General features: G+C 68.5%; 21 protein-coding genes and 1 tRNA gene. 15 read left to right on the top strand and 7 right to left on the bottom strand.

Annotated elements, in window-relative coordinates; translation table 11 throughout:
• Positions 1 to 10: 10 nt before the first annotated feature.
• The 3 genes from ACTIL2_RS01215 to ACTIL2_RS01205 all read left to right on the top strand — a co-directional run bounded on the left by ACTIL2_RS01215 (position 11) and on the right by ACTIL2_RS01205 (position 6,091).
• On the top strand, positions 11 to 2,563 hold the full coding sequence (locus ACTIL2_RS01215) for an ABC transporter ATP-binding protein/permease (RefSeq protein ID WP_442335620.1): 2,553 nt from the start codon (positions 11 to 13) through the stop codon (positions 2,561 to 2,563).
• Positions 2,563 to 4,269, top strand: coding sequence for an ABC transporter ATP-binding protein (locus ACTIL2_RS01210; RefSeq protein ID WP_442335619.1), 1,707 nt, complete (start codon positions 2,563 to 2,565; stop codon positions 4,267 to 4,269). Before ACTIL2_RS01215 ends, ACTIL2_RS01210 begins: the two co-directional genes overlap by 1 nt.
• Positions 4,270 to 4,408: 139 nt before the next feature.
• Positions 4,409 to 6,091 carry an alpha-keto acid decarboxylase family protein gene (locus ACTIL2_RS01205; protein WP_442335618.1) on the top strand — a complete coding sequence of 561 codons (1,683 nt, stop codon included), beginning with the start codon at positions 4,409 to 4,411 and terminating at the stop codon, positions 6,089 to 6,091.
• A 22-nt stretch (positions 6,092 to 6,113) separates the two neighbouring features.
• On the opposite strand, the gene ACTIL2_RS01200 is transcribed toward ACTIL2_RS01205, so the two are convergent.
• Both ACTIL2_RS01200 and ACTIL2_RS01195 read right to left on the bottom strand, forming a co-directional pair.
• Positions 6,114 to 6,614, bottom strand: a complete 501-nt coding sequence (locus ACTIL2_RS01200; RefSeq protein WP_442335617.1) for a GNAT family N-acetyltransferase — start codon at positions 6,612 to 6,614, stop codon at positions 6,114 to 6,116.
• Positions 6,615 to 6,651: 37 nt separating this feature from the next.
• Positions 6,652 to 7,593 (bottom strand): LysR substrate-binding domain-containing protein, encoded by a 942-nt coding sequence (locus ACTIL2_RS01195; protein ID WP_442335616.1) that lies wholly within the window; start codon positions 7,591 to 7,593, stop codon positions 6,652 to 6,654.
• A 137-nt stretch (positions 7,594 to 7,730) separates the two neighbouring features.
• Here ACTIL2_RS01195 and ACTIL2_RS01190 point away from each other — a divergent pair, with 137 nt between their 5' ends.
• Positions 7,731 to 8,984 (top strand): MFS transporter, encoded by a 1,254-nt coding sequence (locus ACTIL2_RS01190; RefSeq protein WP_442335615.1) that lies wholly within the window; start codon positions 7,731 to 7,733, stop codon positions 8,982 to 8,984.
• A gap of 195 nt (positions 8,985 to 9,179) precedes the next feature.
• On the opposite strand, the gene ACTIL2_RS01185 is transcribed toward ACTIL2_RS01190, so the two are convergent.
• A tRNA-Thr gene (locus ACTIL2_RS01185) sits at positions 9,180 to 9,252 on the bottom strand.
• Between the two features lie 131 nt (positions 9,253 to 9,383).
• Between ACTIL2_RS01185 and thrE the strand changes: the two genes are divergently transcribed.
• The 5 genes from thrE (at position 9,384) to otsB (ending at position 14,522) form a co-directional block, all read left to right on the top strand.
• Entirely contained in the window at positions 9,384 to 10,997 is a 1,614-nt protein-coding gene (gene thrE / locus ACTIL2_RS01180) for a threonine/serine exporter ThrE (RefSeq protein WP_442335614.1), read from the top strand.
• A 53-nt stretch (positions 10,998 to 11,050) separates the two neighbouring features.
• On the top strand, positions 11,051 to 11,404 hold the full coding sequence (locus ACTIL2_RS01175) for a hypothetical protein (RefSeq protein ID WP_442335613.1): 354 nt from the start codon (positions 11,051 to 11,053) through the stop codon (positions 11,402 to 11,404).
• A gap of 84 nt (positions 11,405 to 11,488) precedes the next feature.
• Positions 11,489 to 13,045: an alpha,alpha-trehalose-phosphate synthase (UDP-forming) gene (locus ACTIL2_RS01170; RefSeq protein WP_442335679.1), complete on the top strand. Its 1,557-nt coding sequence runs from the start codon at positions 11,489 to 11,491 to the stop codon at positions 13,043 to 13,045.
• The gene (locus ACTIL2_RS01165) at positions 13,042 to 13,560 is read left to right on the top strand and encodes a hypothetical protein (RefSeq protein ID WP_442335612.1); all 519 of its coding nucleotides are present in this window, start codon (positions 13,042 to 13,044) and stop codon (positions 13,558 to 13,560) included. Before ACTIL2_RS01170 ends, ACTIL2_RS01165 begins: the two co-directional genes overlap by 4 nt.
• Before the next feature lie 20 nt (positions 13,561 to 13,580).
• Positions 13,581 to 14,522: a trehalose-phosphatase gene (gene otsB / locus ACTIL2_RS01160; RefSeq protein ID WP_442335611.1), complete on the top strand. Its 942-nt coding sequence runs from the start codon at positions 13,581 to 13,583 to the stop codon at positions 14,520 to 14,522.
• On the opposite strand, the gene ACTIL2_RS01155 is transcribed toward otsB, so the two are convergent.
• Complete coding sequence (locus ACTIL2_RS01155; protein WP_442335610.1) at positions 14,464 to 15,609, bottom strand: LacI family DNA-binding transcriptional regulator; 1,146 nt, start codon at positions 15,607 to 15,609, stop codon at positions 14,464 to 14,466. The two genes, otsB and ACTIL2_RS01155, sit on opposite strands and share 59 nt — an antisense overlap.
• A gap of 64 nt (positions 15,610 to 15,673) precedes the next feature.
• Here ACTIL2_RS01155 and ACTIL2_RS01150 point away from each other — a divergent pair, with 64 nt between their 5' ends.
• The 3 genes from ACTIL2_RS01150 to ACTIL2_RS01140 are packed head-to-tail and all read left to right on the top strand — an operon-like array spanning position 15,674 to position 18,198.
• Positions 15,674 to 16,636, top strand: a complete 963-nt coding sequence (locus tag ACTIL2_RS01150) for a metal ABC transporter solute-binding protein, Zn/Mn family (protein WP_442335609.1) — start codon at positions 15,674 to 15,676, stop codon at positions 16,634 to 16,636.
• Positions 16,637 to 17,341 carry a metal ABC transporter ATP-binding protein gene (locus ACTIL2_RS01145; RefSeq protein ID WP_442335608.1) on the top strand — a complete coding sequence of 235 codons (705 nt, stop codon included), beginning with the start codon at positions 16,637 to 16,639 and terminating at the stop codon, positions 17,339 to 17,341.
• Positions 17,341 to 18,198, top strand: coding sequence for a metal ABC transporter permease (locus tag ACTIL2_RS01140; protein WP_442335607.1), 858 nt, complete (start codon positions 17,341 to 17,343; stop codon positions 18,196 to 18,198). Before ACTIL2_RS01145 ends, ACTIL2_RS01140 begins: the two co-directional genes overlap by 1 nt.
• Positions 18,199 to 18,342: 144 nt before the next feature.
• Here the strand turns inward: ACTIL2_RS01140 and sthA are convergent, their stop codons facing one another.
• Both sthA and rlmB read right to left on the bottom strand, forming a co-directional pair.
• Positions 18,343 to 19,791, bottom strand: coding sequence for a Si-specific NAD(P)(+) transhydrogenase (gene sthA / locus ACTIL2_RS01135; protein ID WP_442335606.1), 1,449 nt, complete (start codon positions 19,789 to 19,791; stop codon positions 18,343 to 18,345).
• A gap of 67 nt (positions 19,792 to 19,858) precedes the next feature.
• Positions 19,859 to 20,809, bottom strand: coding sequence for a 23S rRNA (guanosine(2251)-2'-O)-methyltransferase RlmB (gene rlmB / locus ACTIL2_RS01130; protein WP_442335605.1), 951 nt, complete (start codon positions 20,807 to 20,809; stop codon positions 19,859 to 19,861).
• Positions 20,810 to 20,885: 76 nt separating this feature from the next.
• On the opposite strand from rlmB, the gene ACTIL2_RS01125 reads away from it, so the two are divergent.
• From ACTIL2_RS01125 to ACTIL2_RS01115, 3 genes are all read left to right on the top strand, one after another.
• A complete protein-coding gene (locus ACTIL2_RS01125) occupies positions 20,886 to 22,292 on the top strand; it encodes an MFS transporter (protein ID WP_442335604.1) in 1,407 nt (468 codons plus the stop codon).
• Positions 22,293 to 22,348: 56 nt separating this feature from the next.
• Complete coding sequence (locus tag ACTIL2_RS01120; RefSeq protein ID WP_442335603.1) at positions 22,349 to 22,651, top strand: nucleotidyltransferase family protein; 303 nt, start codon at positions 22,349 to 22,351, stop codon at positions 22,649 to 22,651.
• A gap of 203 nt (positions 22,652 to 22,854) precedes the next feature.
• Positions 22,855 to 23,013 (top strand): HepT-like ribonuclease domain-containing protein, encoded by a 159-nt coding sequence (locus ACTIL2_RS01115; RefSeq protein ID WP_442335602.1) that lies wholly within the window; start codon positions 22,855 to 22,857, stop codon positions 23,011 to 23,013.
• 10 nt (positions 23,014 to 23,023) lie between these two features.
• On the opposite strand, the gene ACTIL2_RS01110 is transcribed toward ACTIL2_RS01115, so the two are convergent.
• A complete protein-coding gene (locus tag ACTIL2_RS01110) occupies positions 23,024 to 23,359 on the bottom strand; it encodes a hypothetical protein (protein WP_442335601.1) in 336 nt (111 codons plus the stop codon).
• Between the last annotated feature and the right edge of the window lie 28 nt (positions 23,360 to 23,387).

Genomic DNA, 23,387 nt, shown 5'->3' with positions numbered 1-23,387 from the left:
GGTCACCATCATGGCAAAGGGTTTCAACGGGGCGCTGCTCCACACCCTCGGCGCGAAGGACCATGTCCTCACCGTCACCGGCAAACAGTGGCGCACGGACAATCTGCTCCGGGTCCACCTGCAGTCGGACACCATCCTCGGCACCGACGGCGCGAGCGCCCCGGCCGCGTGGATGAGGGCCTGGTTCCCCGACCCCGACGGCAGCTCGAAACAGTTCCAGCGCGGCTACACCTTCACCGACGCCAATGCCGACGAGGGCACGCTGTCGGTGGACTTCGTCATCCACCACCCGTCGGGCCCCGCGGCCTACTGGGCGCAGCACTGCGAACCCGGGGACCGGATCGAGGGCATGCGCTACGGCGACGAACCCTTCACCCCGCTCGATCCTCCCCCGGCCGGGTACCTGCTGCTCGGCGACCTGGCGTCCTACCCCGCCATCACCCAGCTCGCCGCCGCCGTCCCGGAGGACGTGCCGGTGGTCGTCTACCTGGAGAAGCACAGCGACGCCGACGAACAGTCCCCGCTGCCGTCAGGCCCGAACATCACCGCCGCCTGGGTGGACGAACTACCCGACGGCCAGGGGCTGGCGCAGGCGATCTCCGGACGGGACTGGACGGACTGGTACGCCTGGGTCACCGCGGAAAGCAAGGCGACCCGGCACGCCAGGACCATCCTGCAGCGGGAGTTCCACCTGAACCGGGCCACGCTGCACGCCCAGGCGTACTGGGTGCAGGGCAAGGCGATGGGAAAGTCGCGGGCGCTGGAGGAGCATGCGCAGGAGACCGCGCAGGGCGTGTCCGCGTCCCCGGCGCCGGATGCCCCTGCCCCTGTCAGCGACGACGAGCAACCCCGGCAGGAGCCCAGCAAGGGCATTCTGGCCCCCGCGATGCCTGCCCTGATCATCTCCGGGGTTGTCCAGGCACTGCTGTCGGTCCTGGGCATCGTCCCGTTCATCCTCTTCGCCGAACTCGCCCGGGAGTTCCTCGCCGGGGCCGACCGGGACAGCGTCACCAGCACCGGGATCACCGCGCTGGTCATCATGGGTGTCGCCGCACTCGGCACCAGCGTACTGATGCTGGTGATGCACCTCTACGACGCGTCCTACGCCACCGCCCTGCGGCACCGGCTCATGGACAAGTTCCGCCGCCTGCCGCTGGGCTGGTTCCTCGGGAGGCAGAGCTCGGACATCCGCAAGCTCGTCGCCGACGACGTCTCGGGCATGCACTACGTGGTCACCCACGCCGTGCCCTCGATGGTGGCCGCCATTGTCACCCCGCTGGCTACGCTGATCTACCTGTTCACCGTGGACTGGCGCCTCGGCCTGGTGCTCCTGGTGCCCATCGCGGTCTTCATCCAGGTGATGGTCGGGATCCAGAGCCGCGAACGTGACCGCGTGGTCACCTCCCAGCGCTACCTGTCGATGGTGACCGGGCAGACCCAGTCCTTCATCGCCAACCGTGAGGTCTCCCAGGTCTTCGGCGAGCGGGCCATCGTCGACCTGCCCGGCACGCTGAAGGAGGTCGGCACCTTCACCGACAAGCTGCAGCGCGACACCGGCCCGATCAAGATCATCGCCGTGATGATCACCCGGCCGACGACGGTGCTGGGCCTCCTGGTGGTCGCCGCGTTCCTGCTGATGCTCCCCGGGTGGGTGAGCGTGCACGACACCGTGCCCTTCCTCATCCTCGGCCCCGCCTTCGGCGCGCAGCTGGTCGCCATCTCCGGCGGCATCGGCAACCTCCTGGTCTCCCTCGACAGCAAAGCGGGCCTGGAACTGACGCTGACGGCCCCCGAGCTTCCCGGACCGGCAGGACGCACCGCCCCGGCCGGTCACGTGGTCTTCGACCATGTCCGCTTCGGCTACACCCCCGACCGGACGATCCTCCCGGACCTCTCACTGCGCCTGGATCCCGGAACGGTCACCGCGGTGGTCGGCCCGTCCGGTGCCGGCAAGTCGACGGTCGGCCTGCTGCTCGCCAGGCTGTGGGACCCGTTGGGCGGCTCGGTCGGCATCGACGGCACCGACCTGCGCGAGATGACGCAGGACGAGCTGTACTCGAAGGTCACGATCCTGCTGCAGGACGTCCAGATGATCCACGCCAGCATCCGGGACAACATCGCCCTGACCCGTCCGGAGGCCACCGACGAACAGATCACCGCCGCCGCGAAGGCCGCCCAGATCCACGACGTGATCACCGCGCTGCCCGAGGGCTACGACACCGTCGTCGACTCCGGCCGGCTCTCCGGCGGTGAACGCCAGCGCCTCGGCATCGCCCGGGCCCTGCTGGCGGACACGCCCGTGGTGGTGCTGGACGAGGCGACCGCCTCGGCCGACCCCGACTCCGAATGGGCGATCCTGCAGGGGTTGGACGAACTGCTGAAGGGACGCACCGTCCTGATGATCGCCCACCGCCTGCACACCATCGCCGGCGCGGACCAGATCGTGGTCCTCGACGACGGACGGATCGTGGAAGCCGGCCGCCATGAGGCGCTGCTCGAGGCCGACGGCGCCTACGCCGCGCTCTGGAACACCGGGGCCACCGAGAACAGGGAGGTCCACTGATGCTCACCAGGATCCGCACCATCACCGGCGGAGGGCCCGACTTCACCGCCTTCCTCGGTCTGACCGTCCTCTCCGCCATCCTGCAGGCCGCCGCCGTCATCGTCCTGTTCCCGTTGCTGGACCAGCTCTTCGGCACCTCCCCCGTCGACGCCTGGCCGTGGGTGCTGCTCATGGTGGCGCTGATCGCCGCGGCGTGGGGCATCGACATCGTCTCGGCGCACAGGGGACTGGAGGTCGGGCTCGCACTGATGCACGCCATCCAGCGATACACGCCGGACGCCGTCCTGACCTGGCCGTCGTCGGTGCTCACCCGGAAGAAGAGTTCTGATCTGCGTCGGCTGCTGTCCAACGGGGCCACGGAGGTCACCTCCGCACCCGTGCTGATGGTCGGCCCGCTGATCACGTCCGTCGTCTTCATGTTCGCGCTGGCCGTCGGCCTGCTGTTCGTCAATGTGCCCGTCGCCCTGGTCACCCTTCTCGGCGGCGTCCTGATGCTCGGGGCCTTCCAGCTGTCCAACCGGATGACCAGCAGGGCCGACGACGAGTTCACCGCCGCGAATTCGACCCTCGATGACCGACTGTTCGACTTCGCCCGCGCCCAGCCCTCGCTGCGGACCGCCCGCCGCGTGTCCACCGGTGCGAGGCTGGTCGACGACGCCGTCTCCGCCTCCCGCGGCCGCTCCCTGCGCCTGCTGCTCTGGCAGGTCCCCGGCGAACTCGTGTTCAGCGTGGTCCTGCAGATCGTGCTGCTGGGGTTCGGGGTCACCGCGTGGATGGCCTACGACAACGGCACACTGACCGGGGTCTCCGCCGCTGTGACCGTCATCGTGATGCTGCGTGTCGTCGAACAGGTCAACGGTGTTTCCGGACTGTCCGGCGGCATCCGTTCACTGCAGGTCACCCTCGATGAGGCCGCCGCTGTCAGGGACACCCGTGCGCCGGAACTCCCGGCTCCGTCCCCGACTCCCGCTCCGGCTGCCCTCCGCGGGGCAAGCGTCCGGTTCCCGGACGGCACTGTCGGCCTGGATTCGGTGGACCTCGACCTGCGCCCCGGCACCGTGACCGTGGTGGTGGGACGCTCCGGCTCCGGCAAGACCACCCTGCTGCGCACCCTCGCCGGGCTGACCGACACCACTGACGGCACGATCAGCCTCGACGGCACCACGTCGGACACGGCGGCACTGCGCAGCAACGCCACCATGGTGTTCCAGGAGACCTCGCTGGGTGCCGGGAGCCTGCGCGACAACCTCACCGCGGTCAACCCTGACCTGTCGGACGCCGACCTCGAGCGACTGGCCGACGCTGCGGGTCTGCGCACCGTCCTGTCGAGCATCCCGACCGGGTGGGACACCCCGGTCGGCGAGCTGGGCAACCACCTGTCCGGTGGTGAGCGCCAGCGGGTGGGCATTGCCCGCGCCCTGGCGAAACCGGCGCACCTTCTGCTGGTGGACGAGGCGACGTCCGCGCTGGACGCCCGGAACGAGGCCTCCATCGTCCAGTCCATCAAGGCGGTGCGCGGCGACTACACCACCGTCATCGTGACGCACCGTCCGGCCACACTCGAGATCGCGGACACCGTGGTGGTCCTCGGCGACGGCCGTGTCGTCGAGCGCGGAACGCCTGCGGAACTCGAGGCCGCCGGAGGGGAATTCGCCCGGCTGGTCCAGGAATGGCGGGACTCCGCGGCGTGGCGCGTCGGCGGGTAGACACGCCCCGTTACGTCTCTGTGAAGATGTGGCCGGGTATCGCGAACGGAGCCCGACACGGCCAGCGGGCTCGTACCGTGGAAGGGACAGGCACCGGGAAACACCCGGGCTTATCCTCCACGAGAAGGAGACACCACCCATGTCTCAGGAACCAGTCACCCCGTACCGCGTCGCCGACCACCTCTTCGACCGTCTCGCCGAACTCGGCTGCGAGCACGTCTTCGGAGTCCCCGGCGACTACAACATGGCGTTCCTCGACGTCGTCGACGACCACGATGAGCTCCGCTGGGTCGGCAACGCCAATGAACTCAACGCGTCCTACGCGGCGGACGCCTACGCCCGCGCCCGCGGCCTCTCCGCCATGGTCACCACCTTCGGTGTCGGTGAACTCTCCGCGATCAACGGCATCGCCGGCTCCTACGCCGAGTACGCCCCGGTCCTGCACATCGTCGGCTCACCGCGAACCGACCTGCAGAAGCAGGGACTGGTACTGCACCACTCCCTCGGTGACGGCGACTTCGACCACTTCCACCAGATGCACGAGCACGTCACTGTCGCCGACGCCGTGCTGACCCCGGAGAACGCCGTCGAGGAGATCGACCGCGTGCTGCGGGAGGTGATCCTGGAGTCGCGGCCCGGTTACCTGGTCCTGGCGCCGGACGTCGCCCTCGCGGAGACCTTCCGGCCCGCCGGCCCGATCACCGGACTGGAACGGACCTCGTCGCCGGACGCCCTGGCCGCCTTCCGTGACGCCGCCGCGGAATTCCTCGACGGTCGGCGGACCACCATCCTCGCCGATCTGGGGGTCCACCGGCTGAAGGCCACCGATGAGTTCGACCGGCTGCTCGACGCCACCCCGGACGTTCCGTTCAGCACCTCAGCCTGGGGAAAGACACTGGTGAACGAGTCGCTGGACCACTTCGCCGGGATCTACGCCGGGGCCGCCTCGACCGAGCGCGTCCGCGCCGCCGTCGAGGATGCGGAGGCACTGGTCAGCATCGGGGTGATCTTCAACGACACGATCACCGCGGGCTTCTCCGACAACATCGACCCCGACCGGGTGCTCCGGGTGCAGTCCGGGGTGAGCAGCGTGGGCGGCCGCACCTTCGCCCCGCTGGCGATGCGGGACGCTGTCACCGCACTGACGGAGATCGCCACCGAGGCGCCGTGGACACCGCAACCGCTGGAACCGCTGGCCCCTGATGACTCCTCGGCCACGTCGACACCTGCCGACCCGGACGCCCCCCTGACCCAGGAGTACCTGTGGCCGACCATCGCCGCCGCGGTGTCCGAGGGGCAGACCGTACTCGCCGACCAGGGGACGTCCTTCTTCGGCGTGGCCCCGATCCGCATGCCGAAGGACGCACTGTTCATCGGCCAGCCGATGTGGGGCTCCATCGGTTACACGCTTCCCGCGTGCCTGGGGGCGTCGCTGGCGGTGCCGTCGAGACGGGCCGTCCTGCTCATCGGGGACGGTTCAGCACAGCTGACCGTGCAGGAGATCGGGACGCTGCTGCGCGAGCGTTCCAACCCGGTGATCTTCCTGATCAACAACGACGGCTACACGGTGGAACGGGAGATCCACGGCCGTCACCGCTCCTACAACGACATCGTCCCCTACGACTGGCAGGCGATTCCCGCGGCCTTCGGCGGGACGCCGGACAACAGTCTGACCCTGAAGGCCACGACCCCGCGGGAGTTGGACGCGGCAATCACCACGGCGTCATCCGAAAGCGACAAACTGGTGCTCGTCGAGGTTGTCACCGGGCGCGACGACGTCCCGGAGTTCCTGGCGACGGTCGCCGAGGTGCTGGGCGGCTGAGCCGATCGGCGAGGTTCAGCGGTCAGAGGATCACCTGCATCAGGGTCATGTCCAGCCAGCGGCCGAACTTGGACCCGACCTGCCGGACCGTCCCGCACTCCTCGAAGCCGACCTTGGAGTGCAGGCGGATCGACGCGGTGTTGCCGCCTTCGATGGCGGCGACCATGACGTGTTTGCCTTCCTGCCGGGCGTGGTCGATCAGTGCTGTCATCAGCGCGGTCCCCACGCCACCCGCCCGTTGACCGCCGTCGACGTAGACGGAGTTCTCCACGGTGTGCCGGAAGCCGTCGTAGGAGCGGAAGTCCCCGTAGGTCGCGTAGCCCAGGACGTCCCCGTCGTCCCCGACCGCTGTCAGTGCCACCGTGCCGGGGACCCGGTGCGCCGACAGCCATTCCAGCCGGTTCGTCTCGTCGACGACGTCGTCATTCCACACGGCGACGCCGTTGACCACGGCATCGTTGTAGATTGCCGTGACCGCCGGGATGTCGGCCTCGATGGTCTCGCGAACGGTGATCGTGCTCATGGAAGAGACAGTACCGCCGCCGGGGCGGCGGCCGGTCTCATCCCGGGCCCTCCGGAACGGCGGACACCCTGAACTCCTCGGCCACGGTGGAGATCGTGTCGAGGGCGAAGGCGACCGCCTCCCGCCGTTGAGCTTCGGCCCGGGTGAAGACGGTCACGCTGCGCACCGGGGTGGCAGCACCCCGCAACGGCACCCGTACCACCGGGTGCAGGTCAGGCCAGCGGGCCATGCGGGGCACGAGGCAGACCCCGAATCCCTCGGCCACCAGAGCCGTCCCGGTTTCCCACTCGTCGGCGTAGTGGGCCACCGACGGAGTGAACCCGGCCGATGTGCACGCCGAGACCACGAGCTGGTTGTACGTCCCGCCCGGTCTGCCCACGATCCAGTCCTCGGCGGCCGCCTCCCCGAGCCGGACGCTCCTCCGTGACGACAGCGGATGCCCCTCCGGGACCATGAGGTCCAATGGGTCATCGAGGATGTGCCGCCGGTAGAACCGCGGGTCGTCACCCGCCGGCGACGAGGTCGTCACCACCGCCACACCGATGTCCGCCCGACCCGACAGCACCATGTCATAGCATTCGGCGGGTTCGGCCTCCACGGTACGTGTCCTGAACCCCGGGTATTCGCGGGTGAGTTCCTTCATCGTCCTCGGCAGCAGCACACTCGCGGCCGTGGAGAACCCGCACATCGTCAGGGTCCCCGTCACCGGTCCGGCATCGCCCTCCAGATCCGCCCTGGCCCGCTCCCACTCCTGTTCCATCCGGTCCACGTGTTCCAGCAGTGTCACCGCCTGCCGGGTCAGACTGACCCGCCTGCCCTCCCTCCGCAGCAGCGGGACACCGAGCTCCTTACCCAGCTGGCTGACCTGCGCCGAGACCGTGGAGGGGCTGTACCGGAGCGCCTCGGCCGCTGCTGTCACCGTCCCGTGGTGCCCGATCATCCTCAGCATCCCGAGACGGTGGTCGATGATGTCCATCATTCATTCGCTCCTGTCGAACGATTCCTCACTTTTTCCTGCGATAGACGCCAACTGTAACGGGTACCAGAATGGAAACCGGCAACAGACACGACCGTGCAGGCCGTGACGGCGGAAGAATCATGGAAGGAACGTCAACGATGGCAATTACAGGAGGGACGGCGCGGCAGTTGTGGACAGGGGCACTGGTGCTGGCTGTCCTGTCGGCGGCGGCGAACATGGCCAGCCCCCTCTACCCCGCGTTCCAGAACCTCCACGGCATGTCGGACACGACCATGACGATGCTGTACGCGACCTTCGCCCTGACCTCCGTGGCATCCCTGCTGGTCTTCGGCTCCGCGGCAGATTCGCTGGGGCGCCGTCCGGTCCTCATCGCCGGGATCATCGTGACTGCCCTGGGCACCGCCTTCTTCGCAGTCGACCTGGGCGGCACACCCGGACTGTTCCTGGGACGTGTCCTGCTCGGAGTGGGCCTCGGGCTCGGCACCGGCGCAGGCATGGCCCTCACGGTGGAGGCGGCACCACTGTCCCGCCCGTGGCTCGGTTCCACGCTGGGGACCGTTGCCTTCGTCGCCGGCACCGGAGCAGGCCCGGGGATGGCGGGGGTGGTGTCCGCCGCAATGGGAGGATCCCTCATGGTCCCCTTCCTCATCATGCTGGTCCTCCTGGCCGGCAGCGCGGCGGCGGTCCTGGCCCTGCCGAGGCACCGTCCGGTCATCCGGCAGCGGTGGCGTCCCGCCTGGCCCACGGTCCCGACGCCGATGCGCGCAACCTTCGCCGTCGCCGCAGCGACGGGATTCCTCGGCTGGTGTGCTGTCGGCGTCTTCCTGGCACTGCTCCCCAGTACCGCCGAGCAGGTGCTCGGCCACCCGGACACCGCCGCCTCCGGCCTCCTCGTCGCCGCAGTCCTCTTCATCTCCGCCGCCTGCCAGTTCGCGGCACCGAAGCTCGATCCACGAACCGCACAGACCCTCGGGCTGACCGGGCTCGCCCTCGGGACCGTCCTACTGCTCATCTCGAATCTGCCGTTCCTCGGCGGCCCCGGCTCACTGGTCGTCATGGCGGTGGCGGCCGTGGTCACCGGCATCGGCCACGGCCTGAGTTACTGGGGCGCGAACCAGGAAACTGACCTGCTCACCCCCGCACCCCACCGCGCCGGCGTCACCGCCGCGCTCTACCTCGCCTTCTACGGCGGCTCCGGACTGCCGGCGGTGGCGGTCGGCGTGCTGACCATGAACGCCCCGATGTCCACGGCCGTCCCCGTGTTCAGCATGGTCCTCGCACTGTGCATCATCGCCTTCCTCCCGGTACCCGGACTCGTCCGCCGGGGCAGCCCAACCGTCACAGAACCGCAGACCGCACAATCCCCCGCCAGTTACGGAATTGTCCACTAGTAGCCGTGGACACTTGTGCTTCGACGTGAACCGGCGGATCCAGGCGACGTGGACTATCACACCCCCGCCGATGTCCTGCCGCACCCCGCAACCTCCTGACCTGCACGTCCCACGATGTGGAAACGCCCGGGGGTGTGTAAGTCCACTCCATGCGGATCACCCCCCGAGAGTCCGCACCGTTTACCCTGCTCACAGAGCTGGAGACGAGACTTGAACTCGCAACCTACGGTTTACAAGACCGTTGCGCTACCAATTGCGCCACTCCAGCGGAAAACCGGTGCGCAGCCCCGACGGGGACCAGCGGCACCAGCATTCAGCCGATGACTCTATCAGCAGTAGAGTGTGCGCTAGGAATCAGCAAGGAACCGGTGGCAGGCAGAAGGGAAGCAGGGAGAGTACGTGGGCAGGGTCAAGCAGCGGGTAACAGCACTTCGCAACCGCACCTACGACGTCCTGTCCGGTGGGCACAAGTCCACGATCGACACGATCCGCACCGCGCCTCCCCCGTCCCCGCTGGCCCCGGTCAACCTCACCGACACCGGCGAGGTCCACCGGGTGATGGACACCGCCGCCCGCATCGGTGACCTGCTGCTGGCCGCCGGCACCGGCAACACGGATGCGAAAGCGCAGATCAAGGCCATCACCTCGTCCTACGGACTGTACGGGTGCCACGTCGACATCACGCTGAACACCATCACGATCTTCGCCCCCGGCACCAACCTGCTGCCTCCGAGCAGCACCTTCCGCGTGGTGAGTTCCGTGACCACGGACTTCTCCCGGCTCTCCGAGGTCGACCGGCTGATCCGGTCCATCGTCAACGGTGCCACCGAACTGGCACTCGCCCGGAAGATCCTCGACGACATCGAGACCAGCCCACCGCCCTACCGCGTCCGCTGGGCGACAATGGCCTGGGGCGGGTTCGCCGGCTCGGTCGCTCTGATGCTCGGCGGTGAGCCGCTGGTCGCGGTCATCGCCGTGGCAACGTCGATCATCATCATGGCCACCAACGTGTGGCTGGCGTCGAAGTCCCTGCCCCTGTTCTTCCAGAACTTCATCGGCGGCGTCATCGCGACGATCCCCGCGGCCCTGTGCTACAGCTTCGCCCGCGAACTGGGGTTCTACCTGCCACCGGGTCTGGTCATCGCGTCCTGCATCGTCGCCATGCTCGCCGGGTTGACACTGGTCCAGGCGCTGCAGGACGGGGTGACCGGGGCCCCGGTGACGTCCGCCGCCCGGTTCTTCGAGACCGTGCTGATGACCGGCGGCATCATTTCCGGCATCGGTACCGGCATCATCCTGACCAGCCGGCTGGGGATGACCCTGCCGCCGATCGACACGTCCTCCACCCAGGGCAACTTCGGCGGCGCCGCCCTGCAGGTCCTCGGTGGCGTCGGTGCCGCGATGTTCTTCGGCATCGCCTCCTTCTGCGCCCGGCGTGCCCTGGTCGTCGCCACGTTCACCGCCCTTGTGGCCTACGCCTTCTACCGGCTCGTCCTGCTGGAGATCGGGCTCGGCGACATCACCGCGGCGGGTGTGACCGCCGCCTTCGTCGGCCTGGCCGGTGGTCTGCTGTCCCGCCGCTACCTGATCCCGCCGCAGATCACGGCGATCGTGGGCATCACTCCCCTGCTCCCCGGCCTGGCACTGTACCGCGGGATGTACTCGATGCTCACCGACCAGTTCGTGGTCGGAATCTCGAACCTGGGTATCGCCCTGGCGACCGCCACCGCGCTGGCCGCCGGAGTGGTCCTGGGCGAGTGGGTCGCCCGGCGTCTGCGGCGCCCGCGCATCCTCTACCGGCACAACGACCTGCGGCGTCCCCCGGCACGCAGGTCCCGGGGCCGCCGTCGCGGGGAGGACGGGACGGTCCGCCCGTCGGGCCCGGCGCACTGGGCACTGCGGCGCCGCAGCCGGAGTGCCGACACCCCCTGGCTGCCCGACCCCCGCCGCCACCCGGACCACACCACGGACGACCACACCCCGGACGGTGCGCCGGAGGACCGGACGGGCTAGAATGGGGCCTTTGAAGCCGTCCTACCCGCATCAGCGAACAAAGGGAGCCACACGTGCCGCCGAAGGTCACCGACAGCCACACCACCAGCGCAGAGTCCCTGCACACCGTGGAGAAGGATACGGCGATCGCCGCACAGCGGATCGTCGCCACCTACGCGACCGACTTCCTCGATGCAGCCACCCTGATGTGCATGCTCGGGGTTGAGCCTGAGGGGCTCATCCACCGCAAGGTCGCCGCGGACGCCGCCGCGGAGGACGAGGCCAACACCCCGAAGGCCACCAAGAAGACCACGAAGAAGGCCACCAAGAAGGCCCCGGCGAAGAAGACGACGAAGGCTGCGGCCACACAGACCCCGGCGAAGAAGGCCACCAAGAAGGCCGCCGCGAAGAAATCCACCGAAGAGTAGGCTGGTTTTCTGAGAAGAGACCACCCATCGTCGACTGAATCAGGGGCTGACCTCGCCGTGAATGCCGATATCCCACAGAGCGACATGGTCGTGGTTGCGAACCGGCTTCCGGTGAACCCCACCACCGACGACAACGGCGACACCACGTGGACGCCCAGCCCCGGGGGACTGGTGACGGCGCTGCGTCCCGTCCTGGAATCCAGCCAGGGGGCCTGGGTGGGCTGGCCCGGCGCCACCGCGGACTCCACCGACGAGGAGATCCACGCCGGCGACATGCCGGACATGGACGGCGGCATCACCCTGGTGCCGGTGAACCTGAGCACCGGCGAGTTCCAGACCTACTACGAGGGTTTCTCCAACGACACCCTGTGGCCGCTGTACCACGACCTGATCGTCCACCCGGAGTTCCACCGTTCCTGGTGGCGCTCCTACCGCGAGGTCAACGAGCGCTTCGCCCGGGCCGCGGCCGAGGCCGCCGCACCGGGTGCCACCGTGTGGGTGCAGGACTACCAGCTCCACCTGGTCCCGGGCATCCTGCGTGAACTCCGCCCCGACCTGACCATCGGGTTCTTCCTGCACATCCCCTTCCCCGCCCCGGAACTGTTCCGCCAGATGCCGTGGCGGTGGGATATCCTGCAGGGCACCCTCGGCGCGGACCTGATCGGGCTGCACACTCCGGACTCCGCCTGGAACTTCCTGTACACGCTGCGGGCGCTCGGCGCGGACGTGACCTTCAGCAAGGTCGGCAGCGGCGATGCCTGCGGTGCCGACGGCACCCCGGGGTCTGACGGAGCCGCGGGCACCGACGAGGAGGGTGTGTCCTACATCCGTGGCGCCCGACTGCCCCGCCGCGACGCGGTCGCGGGTACCGTGCGCAGCTCCGACGGCCGCGAGGTCAAGGTCGGGGTGTTCCCCATCTCGATCGACTCCGCCGGGGTCAACAGCCAGGCGACCTCGCCGGAGACCATCGCCGCGGCGACCGCGCTGCGCCGCCGGGTCGGTTCACCCCGGATCCTGCTCGCCGGCGTCGACCGCCTCGACTACACGAAGGGCATCCTCCAGCGGCTCAAGGCCCTGGAGCAGTTGCTGAAGAGGGGCCAGCTCAACCCCGACGAGATATGCCTCGTCCTGGTGGCCACCCCGTCCCGCGAGCGGCTGGACTCCTACGCCCGCACCAGGGAGGAGGTGGAGCGCACGGTGTCCCAGATCAACGGTTCCTACGGCAGCCTGGGGCACACCGTGGTCCACTACTCGCACGCGAACATGCCCTTCACCCAGCTCGTGGCGCTGTACGCCGCGGCGGACGTGCTGCTGGTGACCGCCCTGAAGGACGGGATGAACCTGGTAGCCAAGGAGTACGTGGCCAGCCATTCCGACGGCTCCGGCGCACTGGTTCTCAGCGAGTTCACCGGCGCGGCGACCCAGCTGCCCGACGCCTACCTGTGCAACCCCTACGACGTGGAATCCACCGCCGCCGCGATCATGAAGGCCATCGAGTCCCCGGAGGAGGACCGCCGCCAGCGCATGACGGAGATGTGGGAGGAGGTCCGTGCCCACGACGTCCACGGGTGGGCACACCGCTTCCTCGAGATCCTCGACGGTTCCCTCACCGCCGACAGCTCCGGAGCAGCGGACGAGTGAGAACGGACCGGAGACGCCGCACCGCCCTGGGTGCGCTGGCACTTGCCGCGGGTTTCGCTGTGGCGTCCTGTGGAAGTGACGCCCCCGGCGAACTCGCGGACGTCCGTTGGCAGGTCAGCCGGGTGGAGGACGCCCCGGCGCCCGACTCCGGGACGGCCGTGGCATCCTCCCTGTCACAGACCGACCAGGCCCGGACGTTCCTGGTCGTCGGCGGGGAGACCATGACCGGCTCGGCCGGGTGCATGGCATTGACCGGCTCGGTCGAGTGGTTGGAGGACAACCGCGTCCGCTTCCACGATCTGCAGGCCCGGGATGCCTCGGACGACCAGGGCGGGGTGCCGTGCCAACCCAACGACAGCACCCTGGCCGACAGGCTCGTCTCCGTGCTCGGGGAGGACTCCCCCGAACTGGACTGGTCCACCCCCGGTGAGGACGAACTGCGCCTCACCCGGTCCGGGGACGAAGTCTCCGACTGGCAGACCCCCCGCTTCGTGGAACTCATCGCCACACCCTGAGCGCGGCTACGCTTGGGTGCATGACCGACGACACCGGCCCACGCCCGCCCATCTCCACCGACGACATCCAGCACCTCGCCGAAGTCCGGGACCTGCTCGTCGCCCTGGATTTCGACGGCACCCTCGCCGAGTTCTCCACCGACCCCCTGGCCGTCCGGATGGTGCCGGGTGCCCGGGACACCATCGACCGCCTCGCCGCGTGCGCGGGAACGACCGTGATGCTGCTGTCCGGGCGCAACCTCGAGATCCTGGAACCCGTCGCCGAGGTCACCGCCGTCGCCGACCCGGCACCCGGTGACATCCTGCTCGTCGGCAGCCACGGTGCGGAACCGGCCGACCAGGCGACCTCGGGGCTCTCGGACGACCAGCGCGACCTGCTCACCACCCTGGGGGACCTGGCGGAGGACTACGCCTCCCGCGACCCGGGGATGTCCGTCGAGCGCAAACCCTTCGCCGTGGGACTGCACATCCGTGGGGCACAGGACCGCCGGGTGGGACTGACCGCCTCCGAGGAGTTCCGCCTGGACGCCCAGCAGCTTGAGGGCGCCACCGTCACCCCTGGCAAGGACATCGTCGAGGTGTCGGTGTCCGCGGTGACGAAGGGCAGCTACCTCGCCGAGTTCATCAACCGGACCGAGCCGGACGCCGTCCTCTTCGCCGGTGATGACGTCACCGACGAAACCGCTCAGCGCGTCCTCGACCAGGAGGGGCTGGCCGAGGACGGCACCTACCCGGCGCGTCCCGACATGGGTATCCGTGTCGGTGACGGGGAGACCGTGGCCCACCGCAGGCTGGATGACCCCACCGCGGTCGCCGGGTTCCTGTCCCGGCTCAGCGAGGCGCGGCTGCTGCGCCAGGGCGATCGTGACGGCAATGCGGTGGACGCGGCGTCCGTGGCGGCGGTCAGCGAGCTGCGGGAGGACCGACCGTCCGGCCGGAGAGGAACCGGGTCGGAAGGATGATCCGGCGCTCCGGCTCCGCCCACTCCGCAGCCCCTTCCGCCTCGGTCCGGCGTGTTCTGGCGGCATTCCGGCGGATCAGGGCGGCGAGCACGTTGCCGCTGGTGAACCCCTTCTCACGGTTGGGCTGCTCCACGGTGGACAGACCACGTGCCAGGGCGCGGGGGATCCCGTCGAACCCGACCACGGACAGGTCACCGGGAACCCCGATGCCGGTGGACTCCGCGTAGTCCAGCACCCCGAGTGCCTGGCTGTCGGTGGTGCAGACGACCGCGGTGAGGTCCGGGTTGTTCTCCAGGAGCTCGGCGGCGGCGTCCCGCGCGGTGTCCGGGTTGTTGATGTGGCGTTCGATGACCGGGACGTCCCCCGGGGCGATGCCCGCGTCCTGCAGGACCTCGAGTGCGCCGGCGACCCTGCCCTTCTGGACGTGCATCTGCGCCCCAGCGAGGCGTTCCGCGTTGACCGGGCCGTTGTTGGGCTCGCGGCCCAGACGGATGCACAGGATGCCGATGCGCCGGTGGCCCGCATCCACCAGGGCCTGGGCGGCGGGACGGATCGCCTGGTGGTCGTCGATGCCGACGAAGTTCACGCCGTGGTCGTCGGCGGGCTGGTCGCAGATCACGGTGGGGACGTTGCGGCCGGTGACCGAGGCGAGGAAGGGGTCGTCGGCGGCGACGGAGTAGACGATGAACCCGTCGACGACCGCCTGGTTGACCAGCGTCGCCGGACGGTCCTCCTCGGAGTTCTCCGCACCGGCGGGGATCAGCAGCATGGAGGTGTCCATTCCCACGCACGCCTCGGAGATGCCGGACATGAACTCCAGGGACGCCTGGTCCTCGAAGGCGTAGGTCATGTCGTCGGTGAGCAGGACGCCGATCGCCCCGGCGCGGCGGGTGCGCAGGGAGCGTGCCATCGGGTCCGGTCCGGCGTAGCCCATCCGTGCGGCGGTCCGCATGATCCTGTCACGCAGCTCCACGGAGAGCTGTTCGGGACGGTTGTAGGCGTTGGAGACGGTGGTCCTGGAGACACCCAGCTCGGCGGCGATGGAGGCCAGGGTGCCCCGTCTGCTCGGTCGGGCGGATCTGTTCACGGGGCCCATGATAGCGCTAAGCAGCAATTGACAACCGTTACCAACAAGGCTAGGTTTGGCGGTCATGACACGACACCTGCGGACCGCCGCCGCCACCGTCGGCGCACTGGCCCTCACCCTCGCAGCCACGTCCTGCGCCGGGGGCTCCGACGACGCCCCCGCCGACAACGGCGGCCTCCGTATCGTCGCATCCACGACTACCTGGGGTGACATCGCCCAGCAGGTCATCGACGACGCCGGTGACACCGGGACCGACGTCACCGTGGACACCGTCCTCTCCGGAACCGACGACGACCCCCACGAGTACGAGGCGAGCGCCCGCGACATCTCCACCATCCGCGACGCCGACATCGTGGTGGGCAACGGCGCGGGCTACGACAACTGGCTCACCGACAACGCCGGGGACGACGCCGAGGTCATCACCGCCGCCCCGCTCGGCGAGGCTCACGACCACGGTGACGACGGGGACCACGACCACGGCGGGGAGGACCACGCGGGCCACGACCACGGCAGCGGCGTGCTCGACGGCGGGGACAACCCGCACGTGTGGTTCGACATGGAGACCGTCGCCGGCTTCGCCAACAACCTGGCCGCCCACCTGAACAGCATCGACGACTCCTTCCCCGCCGAGGCCACCGGGATGCAGGAGACCACCACGGAGTTCACCGACCGGGTCGCCGCGCTGCCCCACGCCCACGTCCTGCTCACCGAGCCGGTCGCCGGACTACTGCTCAAGGGCTCCGAGGTCCACGACGTGTCGCCCGAGGGCTTCGCCCAGGCCGTCCTGAACGAGGGCGAACCCTCCGTCGCCGACCTGTCGGCCGCCCGTGACCTGGTCACCGACGGCGAGGTGGACGCCCTGATCACCAACACCCAGTCCGAGAGCCAGGCCGCCACCCAGCTCACCGACGCCGCCGACGACCGTGACGTCCCGGTCATCAACGTCAACGAAACCCCCGACAGCGACGAGACCTACACCGGCTACGTCGACGGCGTCATCTCCGACCTCGAGGATGCGCTGGACTAGATGCCCGTCCTCACCTTCAGCGACGCCGCCGTCGAACCACTGTGGCGCAACCTCGACCTCACCGTGGAGCGCGGCGAGTTCCTCACCGTCCTCGGCCCCAACGGCGTGGGCAAGTCCACCCTGCTCAATGTCGTCCTCGGCACCCGTCACCTCTCCGCCGGCTCGGTCAGCACCGCGGCGAGCACCGGGTTCATCCCGCAGCAGCGGCTGTTCGACCCCGACCTGCCGATCCGTGTCCGCGACCTGGTCGGGCTGGCCATCGGGCACGGGGTGGCGTCCGGACGCCGGGCGTCCCGTCAGCAGGTCGACACCGCCCTCGCCGAGGTCGGCGCGTCCGGCCTGGCGGACCGCCGTGTGGGCACACTGTCCGGCGGCCAGCAGCAACTTGTGCGGCAGGCACAGGCACTCGCCGGTGAGCCGGACATCCTGCTGTGCGATGAACCGCTGCTCAGCCTCGACTTCGCCGCCCGACGCTCCACCGTGGAACTGCTCGACCGGCGCAGGCGGGAGCACGGCACAGCCGTCATCTTCATCACCCACGGCATCAACCCCGTACTCGGCGTGACCGACCGCGTCCTGTACCTGGGACCGGACGGGCACGTCACGGGAACCGTGGACGAGGTGATGACCGGCCCCGTCCTCTCCCGGCTCTACGGCACCGACGTGTCGGTCGCGGAGGTCAACGGACGGCTGGTGGTCGTGTAATGACATGGGAACTGCTGCAGGTCGACTTCGTCCAGAACGCGCTATGGGCCTCCCTGCTCCTGGGACTGGTCTCCGGTGCCCTGGCCCCGCTGATCGTGATGCGGAAAATGAGCTTCGCCGCGCACGCGACCGGCGAACTGGCACTGATGGGGGCCGCGGCCGCGCTGCTGCTGGGCGTCAGTGTGTCCACCGGCGCGGTGCTCGGCGCGGTGCTCGCCGCGGTCGTCCTCGCACTGCTCGGACTCAAGGAGCAGGACGCCACGGTCGGCGTGGTCCTGGCCTTCGGCATGGGCCTGTCAGTGCTGTTCATCTACCTGTACCCGGGACGGACGTCCGAGGCATACGCGCTGCTGACCGGGCAGATCGTCGGTGTGTCCGGGGCATCGTTGGGTGTGCTCCTGGTGCTGACCGTCGTGGTCGTGGCCGTGGTCGTATTCCTGTGGCGGCCGCTGCTGTTCGCCACGGTGGACCCGGTGATGGCTGCGGCGTCCGGTGTGAAGGTCAAGCTGCTCGCCGCCGTGTTCGCGGTGCTGATCGGCCTGGTGGCGTCCCAGGGTGTGCAGATCGTCGGGGCGTTGCTGCTGCTGGCACTCCTGATCACGCCCGGCGCCGCAGCAGTCCGGGTGACCTCGAACCCCCTGCTGGCGGTGGTCCTCTCAGCGGTGTTCTCCATTGTCTCCGCGGCCGGCGGGCTGATTCTCTCCCTGGAGCCGGGGTTGCCGGTGAGCCCGTTCGTCACCTCGATCAGCTTCGCGATCTACCTGGTGTGCCGGGTGATCGGGTACGTGCGGGGGCAACGGGTGCAGCGCGACGAACACCGCTCCACGCACCATGCCTCGGAGGACGCACTGGTGTAGGACCTCGGGCGTGACCGGTCCCCCGGGGCCGGTTCGGGAACTACTCCCCACCCACGTTCCCGTTACTTACTTTCCGTCGGCAACCCCACAGGTTGGTCGGACCATCCCCTGGGGTTGCCGGCGGAAGGTTAGTGATGGGAGCCGCTACCCCACCGCCTCACCGGCGTCGAGGTCGTACAGGTGGCCACTCCCCCGGACCCGGGCTATGGCCCTGAGCTTGTTCGACGCGTCCAACGCGGCGACCTTGTACCCCTCGGCCAGCGTCGGGTAGTTGAAGACCGTGTCCACCAGGTAGTCGACCGTGCCGTCCAGCCCCATCACCGTCTGGCCGATGTGGACCAGGTCGGAGGCGTTGCTGCCGAAGGCGTGAACCCCCAGGATCGTCCGCTCCTCCGCGTGCACCAGAAGTTTCAGCATCCCGTACGAGTCACCCATGATCGCCCCACGCGCCAGCTCCCGGTAGCGGGCGATACCCACCTCGAACGGCGTGGCGGACGCGGTGAGCTGTTCCTCCGTCCGGCCGACGTAGCTGATCTCTGGGATCGCGTAGATGCCGATCGGGTTGAGGTTGTCGTCCGGATCCCCCATCGGCTCATCGAAGGCATGGTAGGTCGCCCGGCGACCCTGCTCCATCGACGTCGCCGCCAACGCGGGGAAACCGATGACATCACCGACGGCGTAGATGTGCTCCGCCTCGGTCCGCAGGTGCTCGTCGACGGTGAGCCGTCCGCGCTTGTCCGCTGTCAGACCCGCCTTCTCCACGGCGAGCTGGTCGCTGGCCCCCTGGCGTCCCGCCGAGTACAGGACGGTGTCCGCGGGGATCTTCTTGCCGGACTCCAGGATGGTCAACGTCCCCGACGGATGTGTCTCCACCGTCGCCACGGATTCGCTGAAGCGGAACGTCACACCCCGCTCACGCAACTGGTACTGCAGGGCCTCGACGATCTCGCGGTCGCAGAAATCGAGCATGGCGGGGCGCCGCTCCACCACAGTGACCTTGGTGCCCAGGGCCGCGAACATGGAGGCGTACTCGATACCGATCACACCGGCCCCGACCACGACCATGGACCGCGGAACCTTGTCCAGTTCCAGGATCTGGTCCGAATCAACCACCGTCTTCCCGTCGAACTCCACGGTGTCCGGACGGGCCGGTGTGGTCCCCACCGCGATAACGAAGTGCTCACTGGTGACGTGCTTGAGATCGCCGGTGGCGTCCTCGATCGCGATCTCGTTCTCGTCGACGAACGTTGCGCTGCCCACGTAGACCTGCACCCCGTTGCGGGTGAGCTGGCTGGTCACCACGTCAACCTCCTTGCCGATGACGTGCTGCGTCCGCGCGGTGAGGTCGGAGACGGTGACATCCGTTTTCAGCCGGTAGGAGTCCCCGTAGAGCTCACGCTGGTTCAGACCACTGAGGTACAGCACCGCCTCGCGCAGCGTCTTGGAGGGGATGGTGCCGGTGTTGATGCACACGCCACCCACCATGCCGCGCCGCTCGACCACGGCAACGCGCTTCCCCAGTTTCGCTGCGGCGATGGCGGCTTTCTGCCCCGCCGGACCGGACCCGATGACAACCATGTCGTAGTTTTCCATGGTGGCAGTGTCCCCCACAATGGCCCGGCCTGCAGGGTGAGCTGTGTGAACTCTGGGTGAAACGGAGCTACTGCACCCGCCGCTGGCGGGCGAACTCGCTGAGCACCACTCCCGCGGCCACCGAGGCGTTCAACGATTCGACCCTGCCCGCCATCGGGATCGACAGGATGTCGTCACAGGTTTCCCTCACCAGGCGGGACAGGCCCTTTCCCTCGGAGCCGACGACGACCACGACCGGGGTCGTCCCGTCGTAGCTGTCCAGGGTGTGGCTGCCGTCGGCGTCCAACCCGACCACCTGGTAGCCGGACTGCTGGAACTGCTTGAGCGAGCGCACCAGGTTCGTGGCCCTGGCGACCGGCAGACGCGCCGCGGTACCGGCGGACGTCCGCCACGCCACCGCGGTCACCGAGGCGGAACGTCGCTCCGGGATGACCACGCCGTGCCCGCCGAACGCCGCCACCGAACGGATCACCGCACCGAGGTTGCGGGGGTCGGTGATGTTGTCCAGCACCACGATCAGGCCGGGGCGCCCCGACGTCTGTGCGGCATCGACGAGGTCGTCGACCTCGGCGTACTTGTACGGCGGAACCTGCAGCCCGATGCCCTGGTGCATGCCGTTGCCGGTCATCCGGTCCAGTTCATCCCGGCTGACCTCGAGAACCGCGATACCGCGCTCGGCACAGGTGTGGACGGCCTCGGAGAGACGGTCGTCATTGCCGGTGCCCACCGCAACGTACAGTGCCGTGGCCGGGGCGTCCGCGTGGAGGCACTCGATGACGGGGTTGCGCCCGACAACCAGTTCCGGCTGGTCGCTGGTGTCCCGCGGCTTCTGGCGTCCGGAATCCCGACGCTGCTGCGCCTGCTTCGCCTTGTGTTTCGCGTGGTAGACGCGGTCCTCTGCCTTGGGGGTGGCCCCCTTGCCGGCGAGCCCCCGTCGCCGCTGTCCGCCGGAGCCCTTGGGGGAGCCCTTCCGATCGGTCTTGCGCACCGCGCCGCGGCGCTTGTCGTTTCCTGCCATGCGGACCACCCTACCCTGCCACCGGCCGAAACACCCTGTTCACAACGATCGTCGGAGGCTGTACTGTCTCCTGGTTATGACGCCCCAGGAATCGTCCCCGGAAACCCGGGCCACCACCTCGTTGACCCGCACCGAACGCCTCGACCGCCTGCCGGTCACCCGCCGGCACACCAGGCTGCTGGGCGGCTCCGGCATCGGCTGGGCGTTGGACGCGATGGACGTCGGCCTGATCGGTTTCATCATGGCCGCGCTGACCACCCACTGGGGCCTGTCTCACACCGAGACCTCGTGGCTGGCGTCCGCCGGGTTCGTGGGGATGGCGCTGGGCGCGACCTTCGGTGGGCTGCTGGCCGACCGGTTCGGACGCCGGAACGTCTTCGCCGTGACGTTGCTGATCTACGGCCTGGCGACGGGCGCCTCCGCACTGGCGGGCGGACTGGCCGTGCTGATCGCCCTGAGGTTCGTGGTCGGTCTGGGGCTGGGTGCCGAGTTGCCGGTCGCGTCCACCCTGATCTCGGAGTTCGCCCCGCGCAAGGTCCGCGGACGCATGGTCGTGATCCTCGAGGCGTTCTGGGCGGTCGGCTGGCTCGCTGCCGCGGTGATCGGTGCTTTCGTGGTGCCTGTCGGCGAGAACGGGTGGCGTTGGGCGCTGGCCCTGGGCATGGTGCCGGCGTTCTACGCGCTCTACGTGCGCATGAAACTGCCGGAGTCGGTGCGCTTCCTGGAGTCGAAGGGGAGGCATAAGGAGGCCGAGTCGATCGTGGCGGAGTTCGAGGCGTCCGAGCCGACGAAGCTGCGGTTCCAGAAAACCCCCGATGCCGCGTCCGACGCCGACCCCGTCCTGGATGAGAAGCAGCAGGACGCAGCGATCCTGCCGGAGAAGCTGGACAGCAATGACGGCATCTGGTCTTCTCCCCTGCGCCGCCGGACGACCGCGCTCTGGACGATCTGGTTCTGCATCAACCTGAGCTACTACGGTGCGTTCACCTGGATCCCGTCGATCCTGGTGGACCAGGGGTTTTCGCTGGTGAAGTCGTTCACGTTCACGCTGATCATCACGCTGGCGCAGCTGCCGGGCTATGCGGTGGCGGCGTTCCTCATCGAACGGTGGGGACGCCGGGCCACGCTCGCCGCGTTCCTCGCCGGTTCCGCCGTCGCCGCGGGACTGTACGGCCTCGCCGGTCTGGAGTGGCAGATCATTGCCGCGGGGTGCCTGCTGTCCTTCTTCAACCTGGGCGCGTGGGGCGCGCTCTACGCGATCGGGCCGGAGCTGTATCCGACAACCATGCGTGCCAGGGGCACGGGTGCGGCGACGGGGTTCGGACGTATTGCGTCGATCATCGCACCGTTGATCGTCCCGCCCCTGCTGGTCTTCGGCGGCCTGCCGATCCTCTTCGCCCTGTTCGGCGCCGCGTTCGCCATCGCCGCCGTTGCCGCGCTGGCACTGCCGGAGTTGAAGGGGACGAAACTGCTGGAGAAGTAGGTGGGTTCTACCCAGGCACTATTCCCCAGACGACTGCGAACACGTATCCTGGGAACATGTCCACGGAAGCTGCATTAAGGCCCTCCGAGATTCTGCGCGCCCGGCGCCGGGACGACCTGGGTGTCATCCGCCGCAGCGGTTCGGAGAATCCTCGCGTTTTTGGCTCCGTAGCCACTGGGACCGACACCTCCGACAGCGACATCGATATCCTTGTGAAGGTGGATCCGGAGCACGCCTGGTCATTCGTCAACCTCTCCGAGGATCTCAGTGAGCTGCTGGGAGTCCCGGTGGACGTCGTTTCCGAGGGTGGACTCAAACCCAAGCACGAGAAGCTAGTTCAAGATGCGCGGCCGTTGTGAGTGGTAAAGAGATTCCACAGAACGAGCGCCTTGCCCAGTCGCTTTCAGATCTGGTTCAGCACGGAGCAGCAATGGAACGCCTGGTGGCGAGAGGCAAAGATGCGTACGATACCGACGAAATGCTCCAGGCTGCCGCAGAGGCACTGCTTACTCGCGCGGGTTAGGCAGTAAGCCGTGTAGAGAGCGCTGCTCCCAATTTCCTTGTGGAGCATCCTGAATTCGAGCTTCGGTCGCTCAAAAACTCACGCAACATCGTTTCCCATGGATACGACATCGTCGATAGTGACCTGGTCTGGTCGATCATCTCCGTTCACGTCCCAAGAGTCGTCGAACGGGTATCTTCCTACTTAGACGACTTATGAAAACCCGGTTTCACCGCGCGCCGCCAGTCTCCACCAGTCCACTCACCCAGCGCTTCGTCTCGGACGGACTGCCGAGCCGGATCACTGTGAGGCACGGATACTCCGTCTCGTAAGCGGGGACAATGGGCTTGTACTTGTGACGGGTATTCCACCTCCAGCGTGGACCAGCGACGAAATCCTCAACGTCCTCGACAAAGGACTCACGTGGAGTCCAGTCCGGCCCGTTGAAAAGGCTGTCCAACTCGACCCGCGGTGCATCGAGAAGCTCTGCAATCTCATCACACAATGTGGTCTTGCCCGCCCCGCTGACCCCGGCAACCGCAATGCGCCGGGGATTCCAGGTCACAGGATCATCCACCGTTAGCACGTAACTA

It is taken from the genome of Corynebacterium sp. (genome assembly GCF_052107835.1).
Lineage (GTDB): Bacteria > Actinomycetota > Actinomycetes > Mycobacteriales > Mycobacteriaceae > Corynebacterium.
The sequence above is the reverse complement of the archived record's forward strand: the minus strand, read 5'-3'. Positions and strand labels throughout refer to the sequence as shown.